The 17,385-nt window shown below is 37.4% G+C and carries 10 protein-coding genes and 1 pseudogene; all 11 read right to left on the bottom strand.

The annotated features are described in order from the left end of the window. Positions 1 to 178: 178 nt before the first annotated feature. Positions 179 to 974 (bottom strand): annotated as a pseudogene (map, locus tag ACFX4R_RS20520) (type I methionyl aminopeptidase). Positions 975 to 1,168: 194 nt separating this feature from the next. Beyond that, the gene (locus ACFX4R_RS20515; protein WP_377570175.1) at positions 1,169 to 4,747 is read right to left on the bottom strand and encodes a GH32 C-terminal domain-containing protein; all 3,579 of its coding nucleotides are present in this window, start codon (positions 4,745 to 4,747) and stop codon (positions 1,169 to 1,171) included. A gap of 86 nt (positions 4,748 to 4,833) precedes the next feature. Further along, positions 4,834 to 5,661 (bottom strand): mannose/fructose/sorbose PTS transporter subunit IID, encoded by an 828-nt coding sequence (locus ACFX4R_RS20510; RefSeq protein WP_013056298.1) that lies wholly within the window; start codon positions 5,659 to 5,661, stop codon positions 4,834 to 4,836. A 26-nt stretch (positions 5,662 to 5,687) separates the two neighbouring features. Next, a complete protein-coding gene (locus ACFX4R_RS20505) occupies positions 5,688 to 6,494 on the bottom strand; it encodes a PTS mannose/fructose/sorbose transporter subunit IIC (RefSeq protein ID WP_043979122.1) in 807 nt (268 codons plus the stop codon). A 12-nt stretch (positions 6,495 to 6,506) separates the two neighbouring features. Next, positions 6,507 to 7,001, bottom strand: coding sequence for a PTS sugar transporter subunit IIB (locus ACFX4R_RS20500; RefSeq protein WP_013056296.1), 495 nt, complete (start codon positions 6,999 to 7,001; stop codon positions 6,507 to 6,509). Further along, positions 6,998 to 7,438 (bottom strand): mannose/fructose/sorbose PTS transporter subunit IIA, encoded by a 441-nt coding sequence (locus ACFX4R_RS20495; RefSeq protein ID WP_014460796.1) that lies wholly within the window; start codon positions 7,436 to 7,438, stop codon positions 6,998 to 7,000. The genes ACFX4R_RS20500 and ACFX4R_RS20495 overlap by 4 nt, the downstream gene beginning before the upstream one ends. Before the next feature lie 254 nt (positions 7,439 to 7,692). After that, positions 7,693 to 10,479: a sigma-54-dependent transcriptional regulator gene (locus tag ACFX4R_RS20490; protein WP_377570172.1), complete on the bottom strand. Its 2,787-nt coding sequence runs from the start codon at positions 10,477 to 10,479 to the stop codon at positions 7,693 to 7,695. A gap of 351 nt (positions 10,480 to 10,830) precedes the next feature. Further along, on the bottom strand, positions 10,831 to 12,282 hold the full coding sequence (locus ACFX4R_RS20485; protein ID WP_043980541.1) for a glycoside hydrolase family 68 protein: 1,452 nt from the start codon (positions 12,280 to 12,282) through the stop codon (positions 10,831 to 10,833). A gap of 588 nt (positions 12,283 to 12,870) precedes the next feature. Next, positions 12,871 to 14,331 (bottom strand): protein adenylyltransferase SelO, encoded by a 1,461-nt coding sequence (locus tag ACFX4R_RS20480; RefSeq protein WP_280559348.1) that lies wholly within the window; start codon positions 14,329 to 14,331, stop codon positions 12,871 to 12,873. A 273-nt stretch (positions 14,332 to 14,604) separates the two neighbouring features. Further along, positions 14,605 to 16,071: a glycoside hydrolase family 32 protein gene (locus tag ACFX4R_RS20475; protein WP_377570170.1), complete on the bottom strand. Its 1,467-nt coding sequence runs from the start codon at positions 16,069 to 16,071 to the stop codon at positions 14,605 to 14,607. 12 nt (positions 16,072 to 16,083) lie between these two features. Continuing rightward, complete coding sequence (locus ACFX4R_RS20470) at positions 16,084 to 17,325, bottom strand: MFS transporter (protein ID WP_043979132.1); 1,242 nt, start codon at positions 17,323 to 17,325, stop codon at positions 16,084 to 16,086. Positions 17,326 to 17,385 lie beyond the last annotated feature (60 nt).

The following is a 17,385-nucleotide window of genomic DNA, read 5'->3' as shown; positions in this document are numbered from 1 at the left end:
TCAATTACACTATCTTTCAAACGTTATCTGAACAAAGCAAATCAATATGATCATCATTGATTGCATAATAAATCAAAAAAGCCACCTCACTATAACACAATAAAAAAACATTGCTAAGTGAAGTAGCTTTTTATTAATTAATGGAATCTATAAAAATAAGAAGACGTGCGAAACTTGATTATAGTTCCGTTAAAATAATTGGTTCACCGTTTGTTACAACAATTGTATGCTCACATTGTGCTACAAGACTATTATCAGGTGTAACAAACGTCCAGCCGTCGTCTCCGCGTTCAATGATATGATCAGCTTTCATAGAGATAAACGGCTCTACAGCAATAACAAGGCCTTTTTTCAAAAGGGCTTTATCCATTGGATCATAATAGTTTAAAATATGGTTAGGAGCGTCATGCAAGCTGCGGCCCACACCGTGACCCGTCAAGTTTTCAATAACAGCATATCCGTTTTGATGTGCAAAGTTAGAGACAGCACGACCAATTTGGTTTTGTTTTGAACCAGCTTTTACTTTTTTCATGGCTGCCCAAAATGCATCTACTGCAGCTTGGCACAGCTTTTCTTTTTCTTCGTCTTGCCCAATAACAAATGAAATACCGGTATCTGAATAATAGCCGTCAAGTACGGCAGATACATCCACATTTACTAAATCGCCATCTTTTAATACTCGATCTCCCGGAATACCGTGAGCCACTTCTTCGTTTACACTAATGCACGTTACACCTGGGAAATTATATTCTTTTTCAGGTGCAGAAATAGCACCGTGTTCATCCAATATTTTTTTACCGATCATATCAAGCTCTTTTGTTGTCATGCCTGCTTTTGCTTGGTTTTTCATCTCTTCGCGCGCAAGTGCAACGATGCGTCCAATTTTGCGTAAACTTTCTAAATCTTGTTCGTTACCAATAATCATAAAAAACACTTTCCTTCCTCGAAATATATATCCTATCCGATTTTATCATATTTCTATGAGGATTTTTCAAAAGACCTTTTAAGAACTAAAATGTACGATTAATTAGACTAGTAAGATATTTATCATATGTCAAAATCCTCTTCATTAACCTATGAAATTCAAAAAAGCATGCTACTTTACCGCAGCATGCTTTTTTATGTTATATAAAAGCTCCCTCAAACAAGCAGAAGCTTTCACAATCCCTTAATCCACTGTTTCAAACTTCACTTCATTAAACAAACTAGTAGAATTCCATACATTCAACCCCGCATAGCCTTCTGAAAAGGTATGGTCCACTGCATCAATCACAAGCTTATCATCGAGATAAACTTGAATGTGTTCTCCTTCAGCCGTTACTTTCAAGCGATAATCCGTATTTGTCTTTAAATCCAGCTTTCCCCCATCATCGTAAATAATGAGATCTTTGCCTATTCCGTCTCTAAACGCAATGAGTTTTACTTGATTATTAAGCACATCTACATTCGCAGCGTAAGCGTTATTTGCCTGTTCATCCGAACGGAATACTAGAGCTCCTGCTCCTGTAGAATTTGAAACAGGATCGTCTAACACCTTTATCTTTGCCTCATATATAAAATTCTTTGCTTTTTCTGATGATAAAGCAAAGGCATCTTCTTTGCTTCGTCCTTGTTTTCCATTAATCGTATCGGCCCATAGTCCGCTAATGCTTTTCCACACTGATAAATTTGTCTCAACAGGACTTTTATTCCAAATAGATTTTAATGGATACATCTTCAGGGAATTCAATTTCACAGCTCCTCCTTTGCTATAAAGCCTTATTTTATTGCTTGAAAGCGTTGGAAAGAGCTGATCTGTTATTACTTCCGTGCCGTCATTACCAAATACTTCTACAGATGACTGGTCTACAAACATATGAAGCTTAACCTTTCCGTCTTTTGGAAACATGGAAGCAGAGTGTTTGCCTTTCACATTTTCACCAAAATCAAAATTTCCAGAGTTTGTTCGGTCAACAAATAATCGCTGCTTGTTTACGTTATAGCTGACTTTTGTATTTTCACTGCCTTCTTTTTGAATTTGAAAACCAAATTCTTGTGCATCTGTATTAGAAACATCGAATTCTGCCATAATTTCATATTTGTTTTCCTGTATGCCCGAAAGAAGATTTTTATTTTCAACGACCATCAGATTCTTCAACACCTTTTTTTCTTGCTTATTGCGAATTGAATCAATTGAAACAGGTATTTGTTTTAAACGAAGTCCTTTTGCTGTGTTGGTGAGTTCTATTTTTCTTGGAATCGACATAGAGCTTCTCCAAGTAGTAGTTGGGGTATTGTTTGCATATTGCCAGTTGCTCATCCAGCCTAGCCAATACTTTTCTCCGTTATCTCCTTCAACTCCGCTCCAATCTACAGCAGCATAAAAGTCAGCACCATAATCTGTCCAAAGCACTTCCTCTGGCGGGTTTTCATTTTTAAATGTTTTTCCGTCAAAATCACCAACAAAGTACTGCATACCTGAACCTCCAGCTGCCGCTCCATCATTGATGCTTACCTGCAGCACCCATTTTTTCTTTGTGCTGTCTCCATCAACCGGCAGTTCGAGTAAAGTAGGACACTCCCAAATCCCTCCGTTGCTTCCATGAGTTGATTTCACCCATTCTCCTGACACAGTATTCCAATCTGAAAGCTCTCCGCTTTCCCTTTGTTTAACTTCCTCCGGTTCTTTTGCTACACTGTCTACTTTATCCGGCATTTTTTCTGTATTAAATACATTAACATCATCTAGATTAATATGCCCCCATCCGCCTACAGCTTGATCAACGGCTTTAATATACAATACTTCTCCTATATACTTAGAAGCATCCCATACGTAGCGCTGATACTTTTCATCTGCAAACTTTGTATTCGCTTGACGAATCAATTCTTTATCGTCAGAGGCCCTGACTAAGGAGACATAGCGGTTTGTGGGGTCGTTTCCGCCTCCCATTAACAAATTGATTTCACCTGAGCCGCTCAATTTAAAATAAGATGAATGTAATTCTCCAGTGGCATTATCGCCATCTTGCTTATCGGAAAACCCCCATAAATGATACTTTCCTTTTTGTTCAAAGAGACCGCTCCAATTTGCGGTTGCATCCGTTACATGATCGTTTGTGAATGCATTTCCTTTTATCGTTTTCCAGCCGGTGAGATCGCCTGTTTCAAAACTTTTATTTTTAATTTCCTTTTCATCTGTATCAATAAACTTGGTCATGTTAACATCTTGAAACTGGACTGAAGATTGATGAACATGTAATCCAAACAATCCTTTTGAAAAAGTTTCATCTTTTGCAGTAAGGGTGAAGTTATCGTCTATATACAAATCAAGTTTATTTCCCGATGCAGTTACTTTTACTTGATGTGATTTGCTCGTATCAATTTTTTCGTTTGTGTCGGCAAGGACAGTTGAAATGCCATTTTGAAGCTTTACTAGTTTGATTGTATCTTTAGAAGCGTCCACGCTAGCTATATATCCGTTTTTGGCTTCCGCGTCTGCCCGAAAGAGTAGTGCACCTGAACCAGGATTTTCATCTAAAAATGTCATATTTGACTTAAAAATGAACTGATCTCCCTGTTCTTCACTCATAATATATCCATCGCTGTCAGATTTACCGATTTTTCCATCAGCAGTATCATTCCACGTTCCCGTAACAGGTTTCCAGTTAGATAGATTGGTTATAAAATTAGATTGATTCGTAAATTTAACATGACGAAAGACAGCTGTGGAATTCCATGCTGTTAATCCAAACTGACCATTTTCAAAAGATGCATCACTGCCTTCTAGAACTTGTTTTCCATTTAACAGTACCTTAAAGTAGTGACTGTTTGCTTCTACTTTTACATGATATGCTTGTGATGTATCAAGCCTCACCGACTTTGAAACAACGGTCGTTACGTTTCCTTTCTCTACTTTGTTAAGTGTTAAGAGGTTCTTTTCTGCATCTAAATTGACGGTATATGCGTTTGTTGCGTCTTTATTAGAACGAAAAACAAGACCGCCTGCGCCTGCGCGTCCATTCTTTTCTACAAGCGTAATTTCTCCCTCCAGAGTAAAGGATTGACCTTTTTGTTCGGATAAAGTATATGTGTAGGCACCACTTTGACCGTTTGCTTGGATGCCTCCATCAGGTCCAAACTCACTTGCGTATTTCCAATTTTTTAAGTCAGGTGATGTATAAAACATAATTTTATCTTTAGCGGCTAAAGACATCACCCACTGCTTGGTTTGGTCATGCCAAAACACTTTTGGGTCGCGCCAGTCTGGAACTGGGGGATTCGGCATAACAGGATTTCCTTCATACTTGGTCCACGTTCTTCCGCTGTCCTTGCTGTATGCTAGACTTTGCACTTGTCCTTTTCTGCCCGAGTGTGTAAAGATAGCTACCATTGCTTCTTTTCCAAACCCTGCGGTATTATTCCAATCGATAACGGCACTTCCTGAAAAAATCTCTCCGTTCTCATCTGGAGAAAGAGCAATCGGCAGGTGTTTCCATTTCACTAAATCTGTACTAACTGCATGCCCCCAGTGCATAGGTCCCCAAGTGGTACCGTAAGGGTAATACTGATAAAAAAGGTGATACTCTCCGTTATAATAGACCATTCCATTTGGATCGTTCATCCAGTTCGCTTCTGGAGAAAAATGAAATTGATTCCGGTATTTTTCTTGATAATACCCTGTATTATCAGCTAATACAGGGCATGCAGAAAACAAGCTTATGGAACAAGCGACTCCAATCATCAATAACTTTTTAACGGTTCTTTTCATCTTCCTTTCCTCCTTTATTTGCATACTGGTTATGTAAAACATTTTCACCAGCAGATGCTAAAAGAATAGATGACTCCTCTTATTTATCATCCTAAAAAGCCTATCCAATAACCCCCTATACCAATTAAGAAAATACCGAAAATAATAAGCAGCGGATTTGTACCTTTTCGAAGCATCCATGCTACTAATAAAGTTAGCGCTAAAGGAAGCAGCCCCGGTAGAATACTATCAAGTACATCTTGCACAGTTTTTACCACAACTTTACCAGAATCATCTTTGATCCTAGAAACAACCACTGGTATATTAATAGTAGTCCATTTCGAAACCAACGCTCCCATTACGAAGAGTCCTAAAATGGATGCACCTTCCGTCAGTTTTTGAATTCGATTCCCTACTAAATCTTTTAAAATTTCTGTTCCTTTTAAGTAGCCATATTTTAATCCATAATATTTTGTGCTTAATCGAATTGCATTAATTAAGATGAAAAACAGCAGTGGTCCGGCAATGTTACCGCCTAACGCAAGCGAGGCGCCTAGGGCTGCGAGAACTGGTCGAAGCGTTCCCCAGAAAATAGGGTCTCCTACACCAGCAAGTGGGCCCATTAATCCAATTTTCATTCCGCTGATAGCTTTTTCATCAAAATCTTTTTTGTTTGCCATTTCTTCTTCCATTGCTGCCGTGACGCCGAATATAGGTGCGGAAATCCATGGGTGTGTATTGAACCATTCTAAATGACGCTTTAATGCTGCATTTCGCTGAGCTCCTGGTCCATATAAGCGTTTGATTGCTGGAATCATAACATAACAGTAGCCCATTGCTTGAACACGCTCAAAGTTAAATGAACCGAGTAAAAAATTCGAACGAATGAACATGCTAAAGATATCTTTTTTCGTTAATCTTTTTTCATTTTCCATCTCTATCCCTCCCTTAAGTTCGCCGTTTAGGCATCTAAATCATCGTCATCATCATATACTTGTTCGCTCCCTGTAGCTGCGGGAACGCCTGCCGGCTGCATTTGATTTCGCTGCTGCATTACTTGCTGATAAAGAAGTGCTAAACAAAGACCCAGCGCTCCAAATCCTACCAGGTTAAACCCTGTAAATGCCGCCAATAAGAACCCGATATAGAAAAAGGGCTTTAAATGAGGAATGTTCATCATATTGATAACCATGGCATATCCTACGACCACGATAATGCCTCCTCCAATTTGCAGGCCTTTTGTAATAACTTCCGGAATATTTCCGAGGAAAGTTTGCACGGCGCTTACGCTGATTAATGTAACAATTAAAGTTGGAATCATAACGCGTAGAGCCTGAAAACCCATAGCAGTAATATGCATAATTTCAATTCCTTTAAAGTTTCCTTCTTCCGCGTACTTATCAGCTCGATGAATTAAAAATACTGTGATGGTACGAACAAAAATGGTGAGTACTTGCCCTGCAGCTGCTAAAGCTATGGCTACCGCAATGCCTTCACCAATCCCCTGACCAGCTGTGATAACTAAAATAGTTGAAATAACAGAAGCAATAGCCGTATCAGGTGCCATCGCCAATCCAACATTCATCCATCCAAGAGCCATTAATTCCAGTGTTCCACCTAAAATAATGCCGGTTTTTAAATCTCCAAGCACCAAGCCTACTAACGTGCAGGCAATGAGAGGACGATGGGATTGCCCTTCGTCCAACACGCTTGCGATGCCAGTTATTGCTGCAATGACTAATAATAAAATAATTTGTATGGAAGACATAAACTCATCTCCTTATTTGATTTTTGTTTCGTTTCTCAGTAGTTGAATAAAATTTTCACTAGAATCTGAAGGTAATTGGCGCAGCTCAAGCTTTACGCCTAGTTCCTGCAGTTTCTCAAAAGCATCGATATCTTTTTCGGTAACGCTTACAGATTTAGTGATTTGTTTTCGGTCATTAGCAAAACGCATGCCCCCTACGTTTACTGTCTCAATAGGTACGCCCGCTTGAACAAGAGCGACAATGTCTGCGGGGTTTTCAAACAGCAGCATGGCTGTTGTATCCTGATAGCGAGGGCTGTGAAATGCTTTTGTCATTTTAGAAATCGAGACAGCGCTCGCTTTTACATTCGAAGGAGCCACAGAAAGAATAAGCGTTTTTCGCATTTCATCCGCTGCCACCTCATCTGAAACAATGATAATTCGATCTGCTGCATTTGTTTTGATCCATCTTGTTAATACCTGCCCGTGAATAAAGCGGTCATCAATTCTTGCTAAAACGATTTTCATAATAATCCATCCTCTCCGATTTGGTTTGCTTGCTGGATTTTCTCCAAATGTTCACTGCACACTTGAAAACTTTCTTCATTCACCTGCTTTAATCTTCCTAGCATCTCTTTTAATGTAACGTGTTCCCTCATGGCTAACACTTCTAATAACATAGGCAAGTTAACTCCGGATACCATATCCGCTGTTTTATTTTTAAGGATATAGGGAGTAGCCGCATTGTAGGGTGTACCTCCGAAAATATCTACTAAAAAAAGCACTTCATTTTCTAAGGGCATCTCCTCTAGTGCCTGCTTATATTTTTCTTCAAGGGTTTGGATACCCTCGCCTTTTAGAAAAGGTACGGCTACTACGTGATTCTCTTCACCAAATATCATTTTGGAAGACCCCTCTAACGCTGGCGCGAAATCACCATGTCCACTAATAATGACTGAAATCATGTACACTTGCTCCTCTCTTTTACGTTCTACACTTATTTATTGCAAGTATCGTGCCAACAAAGAGTATTAAGCGCTTTCATTTATTTTTCAATACCTTTTTCTGCGTTGTCGATACAGGTTCCTTAAAATAAACAAACCTGTATCAAAACGTCATGCGTTTTAATACAGGTTTTTCTGTTATTTAAAAAATGGGATAAAAAAAGAAACTAGTGGCATATAAATCAAACTAGTTTCTCAGAATTATAATATGATTTTTACATTTCATCCGCAAAAATGGTGGCAATAAATAATTTTTCATCTCTTGTTAAGGTAAGTTTCAGCTTTTTTTCGACGGCTTGTAATGTTTTTTCCGTTTTTTGATAAATGTTTTCTAACTGGTGAGTGATTTCTTCATCCTCGGGAAAAGTAAGAGGTTCATTTTTTATCATTCTTTCTAAAGCAAAGGCTGTATGCATCACAATTCGAATCATAACAGTGTTGCTTAATTCCATTTCTAACTCATCTTGTACATGACTTAACCATTCTAACAGAATTTCACTTATGAGGTACGGATTAATAAATAGAAGGTACTTTCGCAAGTTTTCTTCGCAAAGTTCACGCACCACAATATTCGCTTCGGTTTTCTCATCATCATAGTTTATCGTTTCTTTTGTAATTGCCTGTTGAAGTATTCGCTCTCCCTGCCCTTCAATGAGGACTTCTAATGATACATGAGGCGCATCAATCCTTGGATTTTTAGTACCTGCCGTTGCAACAATTTCATATTCTTTTTGAATTTCTCGAATGTTTGCTGCTAATTTAATAGAAGAAACGGTTAGAATTTTAATAGGTTCTTGAGATACTTTGCGTGAAATAATCGTTAAGATTTTTTCTAATTGTTTTGCTGTACCGCTTCCTGTTGTACAAATAGAAACAAGTGCTTTCTTTTTTCCAAACACGTGCTGCTGCTTATCTATAAATTCCATAAAGTCTTTTTGCACTGAATCAAATATGGCATATAAATTTAAATCTAAATAATTTACTTTTCTAACGGTGTCTAATACCATAGACGTCGTCACATTGCTGATGGTTTTAATTTTAGTCCCTGTTTTTTGTTCCAACTTGCTTTCTAACATGGCAAGCGAACCCATGTCCACGAGCATTAATACGCCTTCTCCTTCATCTACTTTCTTAATTCCTTGGATTAACCTGTCTACAATTTCAACCGGAGATACCGTCAAAGGCACATCAATAGCTATAATAGGAGTGCTTCCTAAAAGCTCCGTAGCAACTTCAACCATAGAAGTTGCCGTGCTGTTTCCATGGGCAGCAACTACAATCCCTACTCGTTTATTTTCTTCTAACGTTCGAATTGATTGAATAACCATTGTGAGATAAATGACTTCTATTTCTGGCACGCTAATGTTAAACCACTTTTCAATTCGATTTTTAAAAAGCAGTGCTACCGCATATTCTTTTGGATATGTTTCACGAATTTCATCTATCTCCTTTGTATTTAATACGTCTACTTGTTTTTTTCGTTTTAAAAAGGATTCCATATGCATACTTAAAAAATGGATAAATCTGCGATCAAATTTACAGTTCAATTCTTTTTCAGCCAACTGTTTTAATTCTTTTGTAAGCTGAATCACATCGTCTTCTACGAATTTCATTAAATTAGAGCTCTGGCCATTTTTTTGATTAAAAAAGCTTCGAACATTCAAATGAATGTCGGTAAGAATATACTGATTGATGTCTTCTTGAGATAAACCTTCTTTTGTTAAAACATCTACTTTTTCTTCTATTAACTGATATAAATTAAATGATACGTCTTCCTCCATTTTTATTTCTTGGCTCTCCATAGCCGGGGAGATAATCGTTTTAAGGTTTACATATTCAGAAATTTTTTTGCTACGCTCCATATTTTTACTATTTGAAATCCAATCTCGTTTAATATCGTCAGGCAGATCTCGCACTGTAAGTTCCACCATATGTTTACTATCAAGGTTATTTAAAAATCCGTGTGCGCAAACGAGCTGCACATTCGACTTTAACTGCCCTACATTTCCGAATTTTTCAGTGTGGATTAAAGCATTTAATACATCAATGTGAACACTTAGCTTTTTATTAATTCGTTTAGCCTCTTGTTCTAAAAGAAACGTGGTGAGGCGAATTTTTTCTTTTAAAGACCTCTCTTCTAATGAGGGAATATGGATAGTCATCGGAATTCTTCTTAAGAAAGTTTGCAGTAAGGCTGAACCGGGATTTTCAGTTGTAGCACAAATAATTAATACCTTAGACGTTCGCTTATGATCTGTTTCCCCTAGGCGATTGTACGTACCTTGATCAATGAGGTAAAAAAGCATTTCTTGGCCTTCGGGAGGAAGCCGGTGTACTTCATCCATAAAGAGAATCCCTTCATTTGCTTGTTCTACTAAACCTACTTTACTCTCAGTTGCTCCGGTGAAACTCCCTTGCTTATGACCAAATAACTGAGAAAGAAGTAGTTGAGGATTATGGTAATAATCAGCGCAGTTAAAGGTAATGAACGGGGCATCTGTTTTTAGCCTCTCTGAATATAAGGCAAATTGATAGATTCGTTTTGCAAAAAGAGATTTTCCCGATCCCGTGGGACCTAATAGCAGCATATGTAATCCATTAGGCGGGTAAAGAACAGCAGCTTTTGCTTGAGAAATCGATTTTTTCAAACTTCCGGTAGCTCCAATCATTAATTCAAAAGGATTAGCAGGAAGAGCTTCTTCTTTTCCTCCATTAGATAGCTGCTCTAGTTTTTCTACTTCCATCTTATTCGTATCCCACTTTTGATGGCAAATGGTTTCAACAACCTCTAGCGGAACGTAGCGAACGGGGAACATTTTAATTTTGATTACTTTTTGCATGCGGACAAGTTTGTTAAGTTCAAGACTTACATTAGATCTCTCTAAATCTAACTGTTCAGCAATTTCAATCGCTGAGCTTCCTTGTTTATGTAAAAGTTCCACTTCTGTAAACTCTTGAAAATTACTCAACAGCTGATTGTATACCTTATCAATTCGTTTCATTAGAAGCACCTTCTTTATTTTCAGTTCACGATTGGAATTTTCTCTTTCAAAGAAATGATCATTCCCTACTACTACAAGCTATTTCATCTACAAGTACCCTCATGTCATACTAATCTATGAAAACGTTTCAAACCATTATATGTAAATATATTAAGTTAGTCAAACCTGCATGTCAACCGGTTTCATTCTTAAAGTTATATTCTGTCTGAATATTTCATTTTTTTAAATAACTATCAATGTATATACTGCTTTTTATTTTAATCAGCACTGCGTTTACAGCACATTTTTGATTAAATAATAAAACGAAAGAAAACAGCAGCAGTTACCGCCATCTTCTTTCGTTTTTAAAAATTATTTATCGGTACTTAATTGCCCTTGTGGTAAAATACTGTTTTTCACAACAGCTGTTTTTGATCCTTTAATATTTAACAAGAAGCTAGGAGCAAAAGTAGAATGTTCCTCTGAATAAAAGCCTCTGTTTGTCATGTAACTTGTGATTACGACATTGTCTCCTTTCACTTGTGGAACTGCAAAATGTGAATACGTAAACGTTTTGTCATTAGGATCGAGGTCCATATGTAAAACAAGTCCTGTATCATTTAGCGGCTTGTATTTTCCTGTCAGCGTATTTGATACGTACCCTAGCATATATACGTCATCTTGGCCGATACCATCAATAGTCATTTTAGATCCGCGAGAATCTGTGAATAAGTACCATTTCCCATCTTTTTTAAATACATTTGCGCGTTCAATTTCATCTGTCACCGTGTTTGAAGTAATCAGTGGATCCATTACTTTTTTCAAGGTATAATCGTTATTTAGTTCAACAATGCCTAATGCACCGTTTGCTAAAGAGGCTTTCTTTTTATTAGAGCTCTGAAGTAATTTCTCTTTTTCTGATTGGAAAAATGGATTATTTCCACCGTAGTAAGCTCGATTGTAAAGGGAATCTTCACCTTGATAACCATCTTCAGTTCCTGTGTTTGCTTCAAACACAAGGTATTTATGCCCTTTATCCTCTACATAGTGAGGATCTCTCAATGTATGATTATCTCCTGAACCATATGCGCCTTCATCAATAAACTGCTGAATATTTTGATACTTTTTACCATCACCATCAAAAATGGATTTATGATCTTCAACACCTTCAATTTTTAACGTATCTCCACTTGGCTGGGATACATTTACTTGAGCTGTTGTTAAGGTTTGTTTTCCATAGTTTGTACCTGAAAAGTTAGTATAGAATAAGCGTATTTTTCCGTCTGATGTTAAAGTAGCAGATCCTGACCATTCTTGTGTTTGCTTTTTCAAATGAGGATCATTCGGTACAAATTTGTCACTGTCTTTGAACACTCTTCCTGCATTTTTCCAACTGTCAATCGAATCTTCACCGATTTTTTGATAAAACACATAAATAGATGTATCATCAGCATCTTTCGGATCACCTGCTAGTGCAAATACAACTTGGTAACCATGATAGTTGGCTACTGTTCCGTCAGCATTTTGCAGAGGCCAGCTGTCCCATACATCTAAATCAATTAAATTGCCCGATTTATCATACCCTTTTGCAGAGGCAATATTTTTGATTGTTGATTTATCAAAAGCTGGAACTTTAAACTGTTCGCTTTTTTGCTGCTGAGGAATTTTCAGCATGTTATCACGCGTAATATGGGAAACTCTATAATTATTGTTGGTATCTTTATGATTGCTTTCAGCAGCCCATGTTTGAGATCCAGCACCTACTAACAGAGCTGTAGCAAAAGATAAAGCTGTAGTTTGCTTTGCTATTTTCTTAATATTCATCTGTTTTTCTCCCTTTTGTACAATACCTTTTCTTGTGTCACTCACAAGCAATTCATTTTCTATGTATCGAGAAGTAATATCAATCTGGCGAAATAACAGAACCGGTTCCATTACCTTTCCAAGATTACTTGCATAATATTGAAAAGTCAAATAGGTAAAATGGAGTAATCATCTCATTTTTTCTCCCCTTATATTTTTCATTTGGTTATAAAGTCTTACACCTTCAACTTTTTGATTAAATGGGCAAATTCATCATCATATTTAACCTGATATTTTTTATAAGCTCTTCTACAGCTGTTTAAGTAAGCCATTTTCAAAAAAATATCGTTAATGTATTTTTTGTGAAATAGTGGAATAATTTATTATATAATAGTTCCTATTGGAAATAATAAGAGACAAAAGAATTAGATAATTAATTTTTGAATTGATTCTTTCATCCTATTAAATTTTATGTAGCTTTTCACGAGAAATCGTTATCATTTTAATGAATCAATAATACATTTTTCAGGAAATCAAAAAGAGCTCTTTATAAAGAGCTCTTTTTGACGTCATTTATGCTGTTTTTAAATAGCAGTTCTTATTTAAGAATCAAGTTCCGCAGTACGTTTGATAAGGCTGATTAGACGGAGCAGACGGTGTACAATACTCTGGCTGAATCGGAGATTCATATGGGCTAGAAAGCACTTCAAGAAGGGTTTCCATGACGCTGTAGTCTTCTTTTTGTGCTGCGTCTAACGCTTCTTCCACTCGGTGATTTCGAGGAATGACAGCCGGATTATTATTTTTCATAAGCTCTTGTGACTCCGCTTTAGATTGTTTTTGTCTACCTAATCTTTTCTGCCATAGCTCATGCCACTGTGCAAATTCTTTGCTTTCAAACAAGTCACTATTTTCTAGCTTATCGAAAGTTAATGCACGAAACGTATTTGTATAGTCAGCTTTATAGGTTTTCATTATTGTAAGAAGGTCTTGGAATAATGCTTCATCTTCTTTTTCTTCGTTAAAAAGCCCAAGTTTAGCCTGCATACCTGCCAGCCAGTTTTCCCGATAGAATTTTGGAAATTCGGTCACAGCGCTTTGCGCTATTTCAACTGCTTTTTCTATATCTTGATCCAATAGCGGTAATAAAGCCTCAGCAAACCTCGCAAGATTCCACCCTGTAATGCCTGGTTGATTTTGATAAGCGTAGCGCCCTTGTACATCAATTGAACTAAATACAGTTTCTGGATCATAGGTATCCATAAATGCACATGGTCCGTAATCAATTGTTTCTCCACTAATTGTCATATTATCCGTATTCATGACGCCGTGAATAAAACCAATAAGCTGCCATTTAGCAACTAGGGTAGCGTGACGCTTAATCACTTCTTGAAGCAATGATAAATATTTTTTTTCGTTCTTTTCTATGTGGGGAAAGTGACGTTCTAATGCATAGTCAGCTAAAGCTTGAAGGTTTTCGACCGTTCCCCATTTTGCAGCGAACTGAAATGTGCCAAAACGAAGGTGACTGGAAGCTACACGCGTCAAAATCGCCCCCGGCAGTTCTTTTTCACGAACAATGGATTCACCTGTTGTTACGACTGCTAGGCTCCGAGTAGTCGGAATACCAAGAGCATGCATGGCTTCACTAATAATATACTCACGCAGCATAGGTCCTAGAGCTGCCCGGCCGTCTCCTCCTCGGGAATACGGTGTTCGGCCTGAGCCTTTAAGCTGAAGGTCTACTTTCTCACCCGAAGGCGTAACTTGCTCTCCTATTAACATAGCCCGGCCGTCTCCTAGCATGTTAAAGTGGCCAAATTGATGCCCCCCATAAGCTTGTGCAAGCGGGAAAGCACCTTTTGGAAAACTGTTTCCAGCCAAAATGCTAACTCCTTCTGGGCTTTGCAGCTGTTCTTTTTGTAATCCTAGAGACGCGGCTAAAGAGTCATTAAATTTAACTATTTTAGGTGAACTCACTGGATTAGGATCAAGAGGGGTAAAAAAGATGTTTGGTAACTCCGCATAGCTATTACGTAAATTCCATCCTGTTTCTTTTTGATTAGTCATCGTATCTCCTTTTCTTTTTGTGCCTTAAAAAATAATTCTTTCTTTACTGATCGTTGTTTTATAAGCGCAGTAAGCCTTGCTCTACCCTGCTTTCTTTTGGGGGTCTTAGAGCAGGACAGTTTCTCTTTCATTTATTTTCTCTTTTACTATTATATCGTATTTGCTCGTACTTTTAATCTAAAGTGCCTTATCCATTTATATACCTCCGCTTTGTTGACGAGCTATTAAATGCTCAAAAAAGAAGAAGTATTAATATACTTCTTCCTCTGTATTTTACCCCCAAATATCTTTTAAATTCCAATACGTTAACTCTTTTACGATTACGTTTCCTCCTTCAGTAAATAATTCAATTCCGAGCCTGCTTTCTTTTGGATAAATACGGCTCGTCATGGTCGCTTGTCCTTCGTTTGCAAATACTTCAACGGAAGAACGGTCCACAAATATTCGTAAAGCTAGTGTCTCACCTGCTTGTAGCGCTACTTTCCTCACTCCATCTTCTTTTCCCGAGTGAGTACAGTCAAGCAATAGCTTTTGCTCATTAAGGTTGTAACACATAAGCGTTTCTTCGTTGTTTATTCCACGAATTTTTATTCCTACCGATGAAGCTTGGCAGTCCGCTAAATCAAATACAGCTTGTATCTCTAGCAAGTCTTCATTTACTTCTACTACATAACTGTTAGAAAGAGATTTATTGGTTAGCATATTATACTGAGTTTTCCGAAGTGATGTAAGCTCTTGGACGGGGTTCATTAACACTTTATCCCCTCTTAAAGTTAGTTCTCTCGGAAGCGTTAGCGCACCGCACCATCCATCCTCTTTCGTTGGCATATTAGCTTCCCACATGTCCATCCAGCCAATTGCAATTCGCCGCCCTTTATCATCTAAAAGCGTTTGAACAGCATAAAAATCGTGGCCGTAATCTAATTCAGTAAATGACCCATGATGAAATGTATTGGTTTCATAATTATATTCTCCAACTAAATATCCCGTTTGGAAAAGGTTGTGATAGGAATCACCTTTTGCTTCTATCCCTTGAGGAGAAATCATTAACACATGCTTTCTGTCTAACTCAAAGAAGTCTGGACACTCCCACATGTACCCTAGATCTCCATCGCTTTTAGCAAGGACACCAACATATTCCCATTTTCGTAAATTTGAAGATCGGTATAAGATAACACGGCCCTCTTGTTTCTTTGTTGAGTTTCCTAGAATCATATACCAGAAATCTTCGTGCTTCCATACTTTAGGATCCCGAAAATGATGAGAGCTATCTGCTGGCGGCTCAGCAATAACTGGGTTGGCCTCTGCTTTTTCAAAGGTAATGCCGTCTTTACTAACAGCTATATTTTGGTTTTGAAAAAAAGTATCCAGCTCTTTGTCTATATAATTATGTCCTGTATAAATTAGCGTAAGCTCTCCTTCGTTATCCACGGCACTTCCAGAAAAACATCCATCTTTATCAAATGGATCTCCAGGAGCTAAAGCAATCGGCAAGTGCTGCCAATGAACAAGATCTTTGCTTTTCACATGTCCCCAATGCATCGGTCCCCAGTTCTCGTCATAAGGATGATGTTGATAAAAAACATGATATTCTCCTTTATACTGAACCAACCCATTGGGATCATTAATCCAGTTCGCTGGCGCCATAATATGATACCCTAACCGATATTGATGATTCACCTTTTTCTCTGCTTCATTTAATGAATGTTGAGCTTGCTCGATTTTATTTACCGTTAACATCATCATATCCCCCTATATAATCTGCGTGTTTTCTTGTACATCTTTTCTTATAAATCTATGTTTTTTAGAGTTTAGTAGTGTAAACATTGAAATAACGTTAAATACCAAAACCATACCTCCCATAATTAAATAGGTACGGGAAAAACCTACGCTATCATATAATCCTCCCGCTATGGGTGAAAGAACTGAAGCACCTATTTGTGAAGCGAATTGGAATCCAACCAAATAAAGGATAGAAGATAGGCGCGTGTCAAAGTTAGCTGCCAAATATTTGAAGATGGCAATGAGCATAATAGGAAGTTCTAATGCATGAATAAGCTTCATCGAAGATATTCCAATTGGACCAACAACAAGCCCTGACCCAATAATACGAAATCCCATTAGAAACCCTGCTAAAATTAAACTATTTTTTGCACCGATCTTATTTACAATAAACGGTGCTGCGAACATCATTCCAGCTTCTAAAAATACTTGAAACGAATTTAAGTAGCCAAATACTTGGTTACCTATCGATTCAGTAGGAAACAAAGATGCATAATAGATAGGAAATTGCTGATCATATACCCCATATACGCATGTAACACCAACAACATAAATCATAAAAAACCAAAATTCCTTCAATAAAAATAAACTCCCTACATCTCTTAGCGTGACGGATTCAGCTTTTTCCATTTCATAACTGCTCATTTCTACTTTTACAGAAAAAATAATAGCCACTAGGATAACTGCTGAAACAGATGCCACCCAAAAATTAATGTGAGGATTAATATTAAACAATTGTCCTGCAAAAAACGTAGCTGCAGCCCAGCCTAATGACCCCCACATTCTAGATTTTCCGTACTCAAATTTATATTTTCGGCTGACTTTCTCTATGTATGTTTCAATCGCTCCGATGCCCGCCAAAAACGCTACTCCTAAATATAGGCCTCCAATAATAGCCCCTATCAACACATTGTATTGAAGCAAAGGTCCATAAACAAAAATATAAAATGGTCCTACAAACACTAAAAGACAGCTAATAAAAAATAAAACGTGTTTCTTTAAACCTATCCTGTCAGATATATATCCGTACAAAGGCTGCATACACAAAGCAAAGATAGCGTTTACAGAAAAGATTAAGCCTGTTGCTGATCCGTTCAACTTAATCTCTTGCCCTAACCAGATAGAAAATAAAGAGTAGCTTGACGACCACGTAAAAAAGAAGAAGAAAAAATATGCACTCAGCTTCCAATATAAACTTTTTGAACTTTTCATTTTAGTTACCCCTTTAGCTTAAGATATAAAATCTTTTATCTAACAAAATGAAAGCACTTT

The sequence above is a fragment of the Priestia sp. YIM B13490 genome (assembly GCF_042787735.1).
GTDB classification, from domain to species: Bacteria; Bacillota; Bacilli; order Bacillales; family Bacillaceae_H; genus Priestia; species Priestia megaterium.
The sequence above is the reverse complement of the archived record's forward strand: the minus strand, read 5'-3'. Positions and strand labels throughout refer to the sequence as shown.

What these genes read in the sequence shown, in the direction of transcription:
- ACFX4R_RS20515 (WP_377570175.1), bottom strand. Translation starts at nt 4,747, where the DNA reads ATGAAAAGAACCGTTAAAAAGTTATTGATGATTGGAGTCGCTTGTTCC.
- ACFX4R_RS20510 (WP_013056298.1), bottom strand. Translation starts at nt 5,661, where the DNA reads ATGGAAAATGAAAAAAGATTAACGAAAAAAGATATCTTTAGCATGTTC.
- ACFX4R_RS20505 (WP_043979122.1), bottom strand. Translation starts at nt 6,494, where the DNA reads ATGTCTTCCATACAAATTATTTTATTATTAGTCATTGCAGCAATAACT.
- ACFX4R_RS20500 (WP_013056296.1), bottom strand. Translation starts at nt 7,001, where the DNA reads ATGAAAATCGTTTTAGCAAGAATTGATGACCGCTTTATTCACGGGCAG.
- ACFX4R_RS20495 (WP_014460796.1), bottom strand. Translation starts at nt 7,438, where the DNA reads ATGATTTCAGTCATTATTAGTGGACATGGTGATTTCGCGCCAGCGTTA.
- ACFX4R_RS20490 (WP_377570172.1), bottom strand. Translation starts at nt 10,479, where the DNA reads ATGAAACGAATTGATAAGGTATACAATCAGCTGTTGAGTAATTTTCAA.
- ACFX4R_RS20485 (WP_043980541.1), bottom strand. Translation starts at nt 12,282, where the DNA reads ATGAATATTAAGAAAATAGCAAAGCAAACTACAGCTTTATCTTTTGCT.
- ACFX4R_RS20480 (WP_280559348.1), bottom strand. Translation starts at nt 14,331, where the DNA reads ATGACTAATCAAAAAGAAACAGGATGGAATTTACGTAATAGCTATGCG.
- ACFX4R_RS20475 (WP_377570170.1), bottom strand. Translation starts at nt 16,071, where the DNA reads ATGTTAACGGTAAATAAAATCGAGCAAGCTCAACATTCATTAAATGAA.
- ACFX4R_RS20470 (WP_043979132.1), bottom strand. Translation starts at nt 17,325, where the DNA reads ATGAAAAGTTCAAAAAGTTTATATTGGAAGCTGAGTGCATATTTTTTC.